The sequence below is a fragment of the Demequina aurantiaca genome, from assembly GCF_050598105.1.
Classification (GTDB): Bacteria; Actinomycetota; Actinomycetes; order Actinomycetales; family Demequinaceae; genus Demequina; species Demequina aurantiaca_A.
This window is the reverse complement of sequence record NZ_CP192436.1, coordinates 1,122,998-1,135,326: the sequence shown is the minus strand read 5'-3', so window position 1 is coordinate 1,135,326 and position 12,329 is coordinate 1,122,998. Positions and strand designations below refer to the sequence as shown.

Annotated in this window: 13 protein-coding genes, 1 tRNA gene and 1 other RNA gene; 4 read left to right on the top strand and 11 right to left on the bottom strand. The window is 64.0% G+C overall.

Annotated elements, in window-relative coordinates:
- Positions 1-11 precede the first annotated feature (11 nt).
- Positions 12-251 (bottom strand): hypothetical protein, encoded by a 240-nt coding sequence (locus ACQU6B_RS05105; protein ID WP_430868966.1) that lies wholly within the window; start codon positions 249-251, stop codon positions 12-14.
- Between the two features lie 383 nt (positions 252-634).
- Between ACQU6B_RS05105 and ACQU6B_RS05100 the strand changes: the two genes are divergently transcribed.
- The 3 genes from ACQU6B_RS05100 (at position 635) to ACQU6B_RS05090 (ending at position 3,637) form a co-directional block, all read left to right on the top strand.
- Positions 635-1,027: a hypothetical protein gene (locus ACQU6B_RS05100; protein ID WP_430868965.1), complete on the top strand. Its 393-nt coding sequence runs from the start codon at positions 635-637 to the stop codon at positions 1,025-1,027.
- 761 nt (positions 1,028-1,788) lie between these two features.
- Positions 1,789-2,421, top strand: coding sequence for a helix-turn-helix domain-containing protein (locus ACQU6B_RS05095; protein WP_430868964.1), 633 nt, complete (start codon positions 1,789-1,791; stop codon positions 2,419-2,421).
- Positions 2,422-2,431: 10 nt separating this feature from the next.
- On the top strand, positions 2,432-3,637 hold the full coding sequence (locus ACQU6B_RS05090; RefSeq protein ID WP_430868963.1) for a tyrosine-type recombinase/integrase: 1,206 nt from the start codon (positions 2,432-2,434) through the stop codon (positions 3,635-3,637).
- Between the two features lie 147 nt (positions 3,638-3,784).
- Here ACQU6B_RS05090 and rnpB read toward each other — a convergent pair.
- An RNA gene (rnpB, locus tag ACQU6B_RS05085) (RNase P RNA component class A) lies at positions 3,785-4,145 on the bottom strand.
- Between the two features lie 28 nt (positions 4,146-4,173).
- On the opposite strand from rnpB, the gene ACQU6B_RS05080 reads away from it, so the two are divergent.
- Positions 4,174-4,947 (top strand): YaaA family protein, encoded by a 774-nt coding sequence (locus ACQU6B_RS05080; RefSeq protein ID WP_430868962.1) that lies wholly within the window; start codon positions 4,174-4,176, stop codon positions 4,945-4,947.
- A gap of 48 nt (positions 4,948-4,995) precedes the next feature.
- Here ACQU6B_RS05080 and ACQU6B_RS05075 read toward each other — a convergent pair whose 3' ends face one another.
- From ACQU6B_RS05075 to ACQU6B_RS05035, 9 genes are all read right to left on the bottom strand, one after another.
- Positions 4,996-6,582, bottom strand: coding sequence for a CoF synthetase (locus ACQU6B_RS05075; RefSeq protein ID WP_430868961.1), 1,587 nt, complete (start codon positions 6,580-6,582; stop codon positions 4,996-4,998).
- Positions 6,579-7,595: a hypothetical protein gene (locus ACQU6B_RS05070; RefSeq protein ID WP_430868960.1), complete on the bottom strand. Its 1,017-nt coding sequence runs from the start codon at positions 7,593-7,595 to the stop codon at positions 6,579-6,581. Before ACQU6B_RS05070 ends, ACQU6B_RS05075 begins: the two co-directional genes overlap by 4 nt.
- 106 nt (positions 7,596-7,701) lie before the next feature.
- Positions 7,702-8,424: a histidine phosphatase family protein gene (locus ACQU6B_RS05065; RefSeq protein WP_430868959.1), complete on the bottom strand. Its 723-nt coding sequence runs from the start codon at positions 8,422-8,424 to the stop codon at positions 7,702-7,704.
- Complete coding sequence (locus tag ACQU6B_RS05060; protein ID WP_430868958.1) at positions 8,421-9,158, bottom strand: zinc ribbon domain-containing protein; 738 nt, start codon at positions 9,156-9,158, stop codon at positions 8,421-8,423. The genes ACQU6B_RS05065 and ACQU6B_RS05060 overlap by 4 nt, the downstream gene beginning before the upstream one ends.
- Before the next feature lie 18 nt (positions 9,159-9,176).
- Positions 9,177-9,995 carry a Nif3-like dinuclear metal center hexameric protein gene (locus tag ACQU6B_RS05055; protein ID WP_430868957.1) on the bottom strand — a complete coding sequence of 273 codons (819 nt, stop codon included), beginning with the start codon at positions 9,993-9,995 and terminating at the stop codon, positions 9,177-9,179.
- Between the two features lie 41 nt (positions 9,996-10,036).
- The gene (locus ACQU6B_RS05050; protein WP_430868956.1) at positions 10,037-10,813 is read right to left on the bottom strand and encodes a potassium channel family protein; all 777 of its coding nucleotides are present in this window, start codon (positions 10,811-10,813) and stop codon (positions 10,037-10,039) included.
- A 241-nt stretch (positions 10,814-11,054) separates the two neighbouring features.
- Positions 11,055-11,128, bottom strand: a tRNA-Val gene (locus ACQU6B_RS05045).
- A gap of 73 nt (positions 11,129-11,201) precedes the next feature.
- Entirely contained in the window at positions 11,202-11,732 is a 531-nt protein-coding gene (locus tag ACQU6B_RS05040) for a peroxiredoxin (RefSeq protein WP_430868955.1), read from the bottom strand.
- Positions 11,729-12,157, bottom strand: coding sequence for a DUF3052 domain-containing protein (locus tag ACQU6B_RS05035; protein WP_430868954.1), 429 nt, complete (start codon positions 12,155-12,157; stop codon positions 11,729-11,731). The genes ACQU6B_RS05040 and ACQU6B_RS05035 overlap by 4 nt, the downstream gene beginning before the upstream one ends.
- Between the last annotated feature and the right edge of the window lie 172 nt (positions 12,158-12,329).

The window sequence follows — 12,329 nt, the reverse complement described above, 5'->3', positions numbered from 1 at the left end:
ATTGCGGCGTTTCAGAACCTCTTCGGCGAAGCGCCGCCAAAGCGGCCGCCCTCTCCCGCGGGGTGCGCGTGTTCGATAACCATGTTGGCGGCCTCGGGCTCTGAAAGGCCAACGAGGAACTCGAGGTCTCGGAACGAGAACGTCGTCACGGGAATCTCGCCTGAGGAAGCGAACCCTGAGAACGGAGCGCCTGCAAGATAGAACTGCTCGGCAGTGTTGATGAAGCCAATGACTGGTCGATCGGCTGGCACATGGGCAAAAGAGCGCCCACTGTGTCTCAGTGTGCCGACGCCGCATGCTCTCGAAGAGGATTGCCTCGGAATGCGCTGAGACGCCAGGCGATTTAGGTCATCTTGGGGTTGGCATACTGGCTGATAGTCGCCCGTCGAATTCGTGACCTTGATGACCGCACCCGTAGCGCTCGCTGCGTCACTAGCCGCTGCCACCAGTCACAGCAACTGACCCCAGAGCCGTCACCATCACAGGTACATGCGCCATTGGTTGGCTTGCGATGGTCCGACGTGTTGCTCGGTAGTGCCAACTAGTTAGCATCCGTGCGGATTGCACCAGCGCCACCGCGGACGGTCGAGGGATACGCCCGCTACGCGTGAGGTCAAATATTTCGAGGAGCGACATGGGATTTCTGGACAAACTCATCGCGGGCGGCGTAACGGCGGCCGTCGGCACTGTTGCGGCGATTCTCCTCAAAGACGCCGCCGAGACACGGCGTCGCAAGAGCACAACAGTAGAATTCAACGATCGCCTCACGCGCCGCGAGTTCGAGGCGCTCGTTAGTACGTCGGCGGCAAAATTGCCGCGTATCGAGTCGTTCAACATCAGCAACCTTGCCGTGATGCTTCGCATCCGTTCTAACTCGGGAGTATCGGCCTGGGAGGCAGAGGTCGACTTCAACGACTACGGAAGGGCCACGGGACGTTACTGGATCACTTCTGAGAACGACCAGTCTCCGCTTCCGGAGTTCTTCGCAAACACAGTGAGCGAAGCAGTACAACTCAAAGTGAGTTGACTCTACTACCTGCTCGCGAGGCGCGTTGTTGACGGAGATCCAAGCTCACGTCTGTCGCCAGAACTTCCGACGGCACCCAGAGTGTTAGGCGGCGCAGCCCACATGCATTCGTTTGGCGCGCGGCGAGTCTGCTTCTATCTCACCGCGCGCCCATACTCGTCTCGGGTAATCAGTCCAGACCAGTAACGGAGAGTTGCAAGTACATGCGTGCCGTACTTGTCTGTCCTGACGATAAATCCGGCCGCGGGGTCGTTCGGATCCGCAGACCACCAGATCCATGCCGAACGGCCATATTCTCGTCTCACCACAGACTGGACAGTGCGACCGCTGAACGTACCATGCCCGGTAGTGATCTCTGCGGTCACCTCAAACCCCCGAAGAGCAGTTGCTGGCTGCCGCCGTTACCGTCCAGACGGTGGCATGCGATAGCGATGCTGTCGGTACCCACGGCGCTACGCGGCAATTTTCCCGCGTCCTGTGTCGGTGCTGAGGAGGTAGTTGTTGACGGCCTCTCGTCGGTAAAGTACTTTGCGGCCGAAGTAGCACCAATCCGGCCCCTCACTCTTCGCGCGCCACGCGCGCAGCGTGCTGGTCGCAGTCCTCGTCAGAATCGCCACTTCAGCAGTTGTCATGAACTCAGAATCCACTTTCATCCCCCTTCAGGATGTCTTGCCTCATAGGGAGACAATATCTTGAATGGCGGGAGAATCTCTTAATGCGGTACGGTGTGTCTCACATTGGGACGAGCGTCTGGAGTAAATGTGACCACCTACGAACCGGGACTCGGCGAGGCACTCGCCGACAGGATAGAGATCGAGCGCACTTCGCGAGGCTGGTCCTACGGAGCACTGTCCAAAGAGCTCAGCCGCATCCAGTGCAAGATCGCGCCAAGTTCACTGCACCGTATCGAGCGTGGAATTCCTCCGCGGCCCATTAGTGCGGAAGAGCTGTTCGCATTCGCCGAGGTGTTCGGCGTCGACGTCACGCAATTGGCTCAACCTGCGTCAGAGCACTTCCGGACAAAGGCCTTCACATTGCTCGAGCGTCACGCTCTCAACGCCGAAGCGATGGTCGACCTGCGGCAGGCCGATGCTTTCACCACCGCCGAACTACTCGACGCCTGCCGCCACCTTCCAGATGACACGTTGGAGGACGTCGTTAATTCTTGGATCGAGCACGCGGAACTGGTGAGGGGCTCCTTCGAGGACGTGCCTACCCTCGCGTCGAAGCTCATCTCATTCTTGAAACAACAGCCGAATGCAACCACACCTTTCGTTGACGCAATCGGTGGAGATGCGTTACGCGTGCCTGCATATAGATACTGGTCCGATCCCGACTACCCCGACGAACCCGGCACCCGCCTGCAACGGCCGCCCGCGGAACGAGAAGGCTGACTGCGACGCCATGGCAAGTATTACCAAGACAGAACGTACTCGGATCGTTAAGGATAAAAACGGACGGAAGCTGCTGGATGGGGAGGGTCGCATCCGCCGAGTCGGAACCGGGACCTACTACCATCTTCTCACCTACCGCGAGGAAAAAGGCTCCCGTAAGGAGGTGAAAAGGCGCTTCAAGTCCAAGGCGGAAGCGGAGCAAGCACTCAAGAATTCCATCCGCGATCAGGCAACCAACACTTACGTAAGCCCTGGTCACGGCAAAGTCACTGTGCGCGAGTTCGTATATTCAACATGGCTTCCCGCTCGAGCGCTCAAGCGGCCCTCAAAGGGGACCACCGATCTCGTCGATCGCCACCTGCGCAATCACATCTTGCCTGCGTTCGGCGAGACGCGTCTCGATCAAGTCCGCCCCTTGGACTGCTCCGACTTCATCGCAAGACTGCTTGACACGCACGAGGCATCTACAGTCAAGCTGATCCATGTATACGCCAAATCGATCTTCACAGCGGCGGAGAAGAAGCGCTTGATCCGAGAGAGCCCCTTCGCCGAGATCACGGCGCCCGTCATACACAAGAAGAAATTAAGACTCCCCTCGACGACAAAGATCGTTGCGCTCGCAGACGCAATGCCAGCCCGCTATCGCGCGCTGATCATATGTGCTGCCACTACGGGATTGCGGCAGGGTGAACTCTTCGGTCTCACCTGGGACCGAATCTTCCAGGAAGACAAGGAACTAGAGGTCGATAAGCAACTTGTTGGCATCGTTAACGGGATGCCCGTGTTTGGCCCACTCAAGACCGCAGCCAGCTACAGGACGATACCCTTGCCGCAAGTCGCACTCGCCGCGCTCGCCGATCATGGCTCAAGCTGGCCAGCGGGGCCTGAAGGGCTCGTCTTCACAAACGTCCACAACGGCCCCTTGACGCGGCAAAATCTTGAGCCCCTTTTCAACGCTGCGCTCGCGGCAATCGAACCGGATACTCCGGCTAGTACCTCAGCGGACAGGAAGAAAACGAAGTCAACAACATTCCACACGTTGCGCCATTACTACGCCAGCTTACTGATCCAGTCCGGCGAGTCGGTAAAGGCTGTACAGGAGCTCCTTGGACATGCAAGTGCAGTAGAGACCTTGGACACTTACGGCCACCTCTGGCCCGGAGCCGACGAGCGCGTTCGAAGCGCCGTGGACAAAGAGTTCGACAACCTGCAATAGCCCAGCCAACTCGCACGCGTGGCCACGTGTGAACCGTTGCGGAAGCGCGTTACCGTCGCCAAGAGCGATCGAACGCTAGTTGCGTTGCGCAGTATCTACGAAGTTCTCAGCCATTCGGATGGATAATCCCTGGTAAATGATATTAAACGGATGAGTTGGCCGATACGCCGGGTTTTGTCGCCGTGACCTAAGCCACGGGGGCGGTCATCCATCTACGACGTACGTTGCCGCACGCCTCTAGCAACCTACCCAGATGCTCGGGCGAGCAGCCCTCAAACGCATCCTGTCTGGTCTTGCTCCGGGTGGGGTTTACCTTGACCGACTCTGTCACCAGCGTCGCGGTGAGCTCTTACCTCACCTTTTCACCCTTACCTCTTGCGAGGCGGTAATTTTCTGTGGCACTTTCCCGCGGGTCACCCCGGGTGGCTGTTAACCATCACCCTGCTCTACGGAGCCCGGACGTTCCTCGGTGTGGGTTACCCCACCACGCGACCGCCTGGCCAACTCATCCGCCCTGCAAGCATAGGGTGTAGCCCGTGCTTGTGTTGCTTCCGCCCTCCGAGGGCAAGACTCCCCCGTCCATCGGCGACCCCGTCGACCTCTCCCTGCTGAGCCATCCCGAGCTCGCCGATGCGCGCCGACGCGTGGGCGACACTCTCGCCAAGGTCAGCGCCCAGCGCAACGCGGTGAGCGTGCTCGACGTGGGCGCCTCCCTCGCGGGGGACGTCGCGCGCAACACGTCGCTGTGGTCGAACCCCACCGCGCCCGCAGGGCAGGTCTACACCGGGGTGCTGTACGACGCCGCGGGCATGGCCACCTGGGATGCGGCCACGCTCTCCCGCGCAGCCGATCGCATCCGCATCGTCTCCGCGCTGTGGGGAGCGGTCTCCCCCGCGGATCTGATCCCCGCGTACCGCCTGTCGATGGCCACCAGCCTGGGACGCATCGGCGGGCTCGCCTCGTTTTGGAAGCGCCACCTGACGGGCCCCCTTGCGGCCGATGCGGACGGCGGCCTAGTGGTCGACTGCCGCAGCAGTTCCTACGTCGCCGCGTGGCGCCCTACGGACAGCCCCTGGGTGAGCGTGAAGGTGCTGCGCGAGCTCGACGGCAAGCGCGCGGTCGTGAGCCACATGGCCAAGCACACGCGCGGCCTGCTCGCCGCCCACCTGGTTGCCGCCGATGCGTGCCCCGAGACCGCTCAGGACCTCGCCGATGCGGCGGCCGGGATGATCGGCCACGCACTGGTGGACGTGGGTCTCTCCCCGAGCGCCAAGGGACCCGACGAGCTCACGCTCGTCATCGCAGGCTAACGCCCCCGCCACTCGGGACGGCCGCGACGCTGAGACCCCGTGCCGCTGTTAGTTCGCGTCGCGCGGAGGGGCGTAACCCGCCCGCAGCCCCCAGGACTTCACCTCGGCCCCGTCGAGCGTCCACACGTACTCGTTCTTGAGTTTGGATCCGTCCTGCGCGAACGGGCCGGTACGGAACGGGTAGACGGCCAGGGTGGGGAACATCTGCTCGGGCGACGTGCGAATGGCGTTGGAGAAGTCGCCATTGGTCTCCCGCATCGCTGCGAAAACCTGCGCCCCGATCGCATCCTCGTCCGCGTCGGCCGCGCCGGGAACCAGCTGCAACGCGATGTGGAGTTGGCGGTCGCCGCCGACGTCCTCGTAGCTGATCAGGCGGTGGTTCTCGACGCGCGCGGACAGCGCCGGGTCGGCAAACACCACGTCGCGCACCGTGTCCGGCGCCACCACCGCGCCGTTGAAGTCCAGCGACATGTCCGAGCGTCCGTAGAGGAACAGCAGCGGCAGGTCGAGCTGGCGCTCCTTGGCGAGCGAGTCCAGCCCGAACTCGGACAGCACCGGGGCGAGGTCGCGCAGGCGCAGCACGTGCCCCCGGTCGTGGATGTTGTACCGCAGCCGCGGGTTGATGTTGGTGCGTCGCGTGATGGTCACCAGCAGCTCGCCCTGCTCGTTGGTCTCCATCAGGTAGTCGAACGGGTTGAACTGGAAGATCATGGGCAGCACGCCGTACTCGCTGCGCTTGGTCAGCCGCGCGGACAGTTCCGGGTCGCGTGCGATCGCCTGGCGCAGCGCCACCGAGAAGTCGGTCTCGATCGCGATGTTGATCTCGAGGTCGGACGCCCCGTAGGAGCCGTAAGCGCTGTACGCGTTCTTCATGATGAGCGCGCGCATGTTCTCGGAGATGCCCTCGCCGCCAAACGCGGTGGCGACGTCGTACGTGTCCCATTCGATCCGGTCGTCCTCGAAGAGCGACTTCAAGAACGGCGGGTAGCTGGTGATGATGTACGTGTAGTGCGGGCCGAACTCCTTCATGGTCGCGATGATCTTGTCCTTGTCGGGACCGATCGACTTGATCATGGTGACCTCGGTCAGGGAGGCCGAGACGTTCATGCCCGTCGCCCAGGCGCCCAGGGAGAAGGCGTTCAGCACAAAGGGCTGCTTGGTCAGGGTCTTGGATGTGCGCGAGAAGCCCACCTGCAGCAGCTGCCTCGTGGCCAGCCGCTCGTCCGGGCCGCGCACCCAACTGGTGGGCGTGCCGGAGCTTCCGGAGGATTCGTCGACCACCACCCCGCGCCGCGGGAGCCGACCCTTCACGGACCGTTCCGTGACCGACCAGCGCCGAATGTAGGACTCCTTGTCCATGGGCGGGACAGCGGAGAACGCTGCGCCCGCGCCGCCACGGGTGTCGAGCCGCGGCTGGACGCCCTGATCCTCCAGGAACGCCCGGTAAGCGGGCACGTGCTTCGCGGCGTACTCGAACGTCCGCCACGCCCGCAGCTGGCCCAGGCGCCACCGCAGGGACTCAAAGCCCGGCATCAGCAGGAACGTGTGGGTGAAGACCCGCCGGGTCAGCAGGCGCACCACACAGTCCTGCGCCTCGAGGTAGGGAAAGACCAGGATCCTCTTGAGCCAGTTCACGCGACAATCATCTCCTCGGTGGGACGGCGGTGGGCTATCGGGGGAACCTTCGAGTAGCCGAACCTGAACAGCATCCACGCCATCGAGTCGGGCCCCTCCTCGATGCCCGCCACGCGCACAAACTCCTGGTGGGAACGCGGGTTGGTGATGACGGTGCCGAACGGGTGCAGATACACGCCGTGGAGCGTGAACTCGAGCCACACGCGCATGAAGGCGCGCCCGGCCTCGACGTAGTCGGCCGGCTGGGAGAACGGCCCCTCGAGCCAGCCCACCTGCGTGACCCCGCGCATCGTCCTCAGGTACATGCGACGTATCACCGCGCCCATCACCGGCGCCTGCCACAGCCCGCGATGCTTCATCGCGAACTTCAGCGCGGGGCCCGGCATCAGCATCGTCGCCGCGCTCAGCCCGTCGCCACGCTCCCGCGCCTGCTCCTCGGAGTACCTCAGCCACTGCAATATCTCCGCGTGCACGGCGTCATTTTGGAGGTCGTCGAACAGCGTCTCCTGGTTCACGCGAATGATGCGGTTGACCAGCTCGGACTGGTCGCTGGAACTGAATCGCTGGCCCGATGCCTCGACCACGCTCGCGACGGACGCCAGCACCGCAGCGGGCACGGTAGCGGCGTCGTAGGGCAGGCGCGACGTCTGCCGTGCTTCGTACGCGGCCAGGCGCGCGAGGTCCTCGTTCTCGACGTCGTGCGGCTCTAGTCGCAGAGTCCCGAGCCGGTGCAGGCGCTCTGGCGCGTCGAAGTCCATGTCCCCGTGCTCGAGCGACTCGACCACCCGGAACCCGCTGGCTGCCGCCACCGTCGCGAGCGACTCCAGGAACACGCCGGCGCACACGTGCCCAAACGGGATCCCGTAGTTCTCTGCGGGAAGGCCCAAGTCGAGGTCGTAGAAGAACTCCGCCTCGCGGTTGCCGAGCACGCGCACCTTGATGGGCTGCGAGTTATGCGGCGACGGATACTTTCGCGCGCGCTCCAACAGTGCGCGCCAGATGTCTTTGTCCATAGTCCCCATAGTTGCAACCTAGGGGCAAGGGTGGCGGGTAGCAAGACTCAGCGCCCCAAGTCGCTTGGGCGCGTCGCGGGCCGCGTCGCCTAGTGGGAGGGCACGCCTAGTGGGTGGCAGCACCCAAGCACATCAGGTGGCGCTCGCCAATCTCGCCGGTGCGGTTGACGCGCAACTGCAGGATGGTGAGAGACGCCGGTGACGGCCAGATGTAGTTCCACTTGCGCTCGTCGATGCCCATCGATAGTCCAATGCACGACTTGATCGCGACGGAGTGGGTGGCGAAGGCGTAGGAGCGTCCCACCTCGTCCCCGTCCACACACTTTGCGGCGTGCTCCGCAGCGAGGTCCACCAGCAGGGACTCCATGCGGCGTCCGACGTCCGGCATCGACTCGCCACCTGGAGCAGCGACCTGTCCCGAACGCCAGTCGCTGATCGCGTCGCCGTCGGCGGCGATGATCTCCGGCCCGGTGAGGCCCTCCCAGCTGCCAAAGTGCACCTCGCGCAGGCGCGGGTCGGTCTCGACGTTCAGGCCCGTGCGACGGCCTAGGGCCGCGCCGGTGTCCTGGGTGCGATTCATCGGCGACGCGATTACTCGCGTGACCTTGGGCAGCGCTTCCCACCTATCGCGGCCGATGCGCTGGATTGCGTCGGCGGCCTTCGCCGCCTGGATGCGCCCGGCAGGATTGAGGTGCGGACCCAGCGTGCCGGAACCGGAGAACCGCTGGGCTACCGTCATCTCGGTGACGCCGTGGCGGACCAGGACCAGCGTCAGCGGGCTGACGGATTCGGTGTCGCTCACGGCGCTGGGGGAAGTCCTGGCGCTCACTCGCCGGTCCCACGCACCAGGATGCGACCGCACTCCTCGCAGCGCACTACCTCGTTGGAGGGGGCGGCGTTGATACGAGCCAGCTCCCCAGCGTTGAGGTTCATGTGGCAGCCCTGGCAGGCGCCGCGGATGAGCTCGGCTGCGCCGATGCCGTCGTACTGCGCGCGGATCTTCTCGTAGAGCGCGACGAGCGTGGCGTCCACGCCGTCGACCGCCTTTTCGCGTTCAGCGGCGATGGTCTGCAACTCGGCTTCGATCTCGTTGAACGCGATCAGCTGCTGAGCCTTGAGGCCCTCGACCTGGGTCATGATCGCGTCGTACTGCTCAGTCGAGTCCGACTGCGCCTTCTGCGCGTCCTCGAGACGCTGCATGATTTCCATCTCGACCTCTTCGAGGACGTCCTGACGGCGCGTGAGGACCTCGAGCTCGCTCTGCAGTGCCTGCAGGTCCTTGGAGGTGCCCTGGCCGGACTCGAGACGCTTGTTGTCGCGCGCGGCGCGGGTGCGAACCGCCTGGACGTCGTCCTCGGCCTTGGTGACCTCACGCTTGAGGTCGCTGACCTCGGTGCCGCGCGCGATGCGTTCCTCGTCGAGGTCCAGCGCGCGTCCCATCAGCTCGTCGATCTGCGAGATCAACGGGTGGTGGTCGCGGCGGTGACGCGCCTGATTTGCGCGGGTGTCAGCGTCTTGGACAACCAAGATTCGCTTCTGGTCTGCGGCTGGTGCAGTGGGCACGGTTGTCTCCTTGCGGACTCAGGCGCCTACGCGCGCGGTCCAGGGGTCGGTGTTCAGGTTACTAACGATGGTGTCTATGCCGGTGGCGTCAGCGACGCCCTCGGCGGCCGCGACCAACCACGACCATTCTGATGCGAAGTGTGCCACGTCGACGAGGAACGGTTTTCCATCTGACAGGCTCGCCAGGTCCCGCGCGTCGGACGCGGGGTGGTGGCGCAGGTCCGCGGTGACGTAGACGTCTGCCCGCTGGGCGCGCGCCGCGTCCAGGAAAGAGTCGCCGGAGCCGCCCATGACGGCGACCGTGGTCACCTCGGCGTCCAGGTCTCCCGCGATGCGCACGCCGTGAGCTGTAGTCGGCAACGCCGCGGCAACGCGGTGGGCGAACTCGCCCAACGTGACCGGATCGTCAAGGCGGCCGATGCGGCCCGCCCCTACCGTCGCATCGTCCGCCGATGGGACGAGAGGCGCAGTGTCGACCACACCCAGTACGGCTGCCAGAGCGTCCGCCACTCCCCCGTGGGCCACGTCGGCGTTCGTGTGTGCGTTGTACAGCGCACAGCCGCCCGCGATGAGCCTGTGCACCACGGCACCCTTCGAGGTATTTGCCGCCACCGAGGTCACCCCGCGCAGCATCAGCGGGTGATGCGTGACGAGGAGGTCGGCACCCAGGTCGAGCGCCTCCTCAACCACGGCCAACGTGGGGTCAACCGCGAACATGATTCGAGTGACGGGGGCGGCAGGGTCACCGACCGCGAGCCCATTCACGTCCCAATCCTCGGCACGCTCCGGGGGGAAGCGTGCCTCGAGAACTTCGATTACGTCCGCGACGGTTGTCATGGCCACAACGCTACTGGTTCTCCGCACCGGCAAGCGACTCGCTAGCGCCCCGGCTTACGTTGTTCTCGCTCGGCGTTGGAGTCATGAATCGCCAGGAGGCGATCGATCTTCGCCTCGAGGTCGACCACGCGCTGCGCCATCGCGTCGTCGCGGGTGTCACGCACGTCGTCGCTCGCCTCGTCCTGGGTCGACGTGAGGCTGACGAACCAGGCGGCGACTGAGGCCGTCACCACACCAATGAGCGCGATGCCCAGCAGCATCATGCCGGAGGCAACCATCCGCCCGGTCGTGGTCACCGGAGTGAAGTCCCCGAACCCGACGGTCGTCACAGTCACGATGGCCCACCATAGGGCGTCACCGAAGGTCTCGATCGAGGCTCCCGGCGCTCCCCGCTCCGCGGACAGCACCCACACGGCGCCGATCCACAGCAGCAGCGCGGTGGACAGGACGACGGCCTGCATGGTCTTGACGCGCCCTGTCGAGCTCGCCAGCATCGTGCCCTGAGTAAAGACAGTCAGGATCTTCAGCGGCCTCGCGGCGGGCAACAGCACCGCGACCACATCCAGGGGATGGGTCCACAGGAACTTCCAGGACTTCTCCGAGAGCACTGTCCGGATCACTAGGTCCGTGACAAAAGCCAGCCAAATCCAAAACTGGATGGTCAGCAACGTGGTCAGCACGGATTGCGGCAGGTCCTCGCGGAAGATGATGCGCGTCGACCACACCACCAGGAACACGAAGGCGAGGACCAGCATCAGCCTGTCAACGTGATGGGTGTATTTCGTAAAACGATCCGGCTTGGCATCTGCGAATCCCACGGCGGCACCCCCTGGCGCTTACGCGCGCGTTCTCGGACTTGAACTGAAAGCACCGGCCAGACAAGCGCCGTCACGTGACGGCGCCCGGCTTGCGGCGTAATCTGCCTGCTTCTTGCCGCTCAGCATACAGACACACTTCCCGCTCGCGACGGGCGGGCGGGCGGGCTTGGTCTATGCGGCAAATAGCGGTACGCGACCCGCCTCTGACTACAGCAGCGACGTGCGGGATGACTCGCAAGAGTGGGCCCTACCGGACTCGAACCGATGACACCTGCGGTGTAAACGCAGTGCTCTAACCAACTGAGCTAAGGGCCCCTCGCCTCTTCAGGCGTAACTATTGTGGCGTAGATGTTCCGTTTGGGGTAATCCGCCACACCGGCGACTGGTGCTAACCGCCGCGAACCGCCAGGGGAAGCGCCGCGCGGTAGGCGTCCAAGTCGCGGGGCCGTCCGATGGGGCTGACAACAGCCCAGCGCACAATGCCGTCGCCGTCGATCAGGAAGGACCCTCGATTAGCAAGACCCTTGTCCTCGTTGAACACGCCGTAAGCGCGCGCCGCCTGGCCGTGTGGCCAGAAGTCGGACAGTATCCCGCCCGCGTACGAGTGCGCGTCCGCCCACGCCTTGAGCGTATAAATGGAATCGCACGACACGACGGTGACGGTGATGTCATCGTGGCCAAGCAAGTCTGTCGCGCCTTGGAGCTCAACCAACTCGTTGGTGCAGGTGTCGGTAAACGCGAAGGGCACAAAGATCAACAGCACACCGCCACCACGAAAACTCTTAAGCGTGACGGTGCGCCCGTGTTGGTCCAACAGGCTGAAATCTGGCGCCGGGGAGCCGATGAGAGGCTGCGCCTCAGCGTTCATGTCCCGGGCTTCCGCCACTTGTTCGGGCGTGCTCAGGGAAGTTGGGGTCACTTAGAGCGGCCCTTTTCCACCAACTGGGTGGCGGACCAGGAATCGCCCACCACAAAGGTAGACGTCGCGTGCAGGCCTGCCAGCGAGGCGGATTCGCCTACGACGCGCGGCTCGACGTGCCCGGAGATGCCCTTCTTGGGGGTCAGTACCCACATAGAGGCGCCGTCGTCGAGCAGGGACTGTGCGTCCATCAGCAAGTCGGCGAGGTCCTCGTCTCCCTGGCGGAACCACACAAGCGCACCGTCGGTAACGTCCCCGTAGTCCTCGAACACGATCGGTTCGCCTGTGGCTTCCTCGATCCCGACGCGGAGGTCTTTATCGACATCCTCGTCGTATCCGAACTCTTGGATGATGTGTCCCTTGTCGAGGCCAAGCCTCGCGATCATCGTCTCGTCGACTGATGTCGGGTCCTCCTGTGTCGCCACGGCGGCGTCGCTCCTTGTCTTTGGGGAATGGCGCCTCCACGTGCACCTGCGACCAGAGTAGAGGCACCTGCGCCTGCAGTGCAACGGCGGGCCGGGCGCTAGTGTGGAGCGCGTGTTCGCTCGAAGCGCCAACGCTGGCGTGACAATCACCAGCAAAATGGCAAGAATGTTC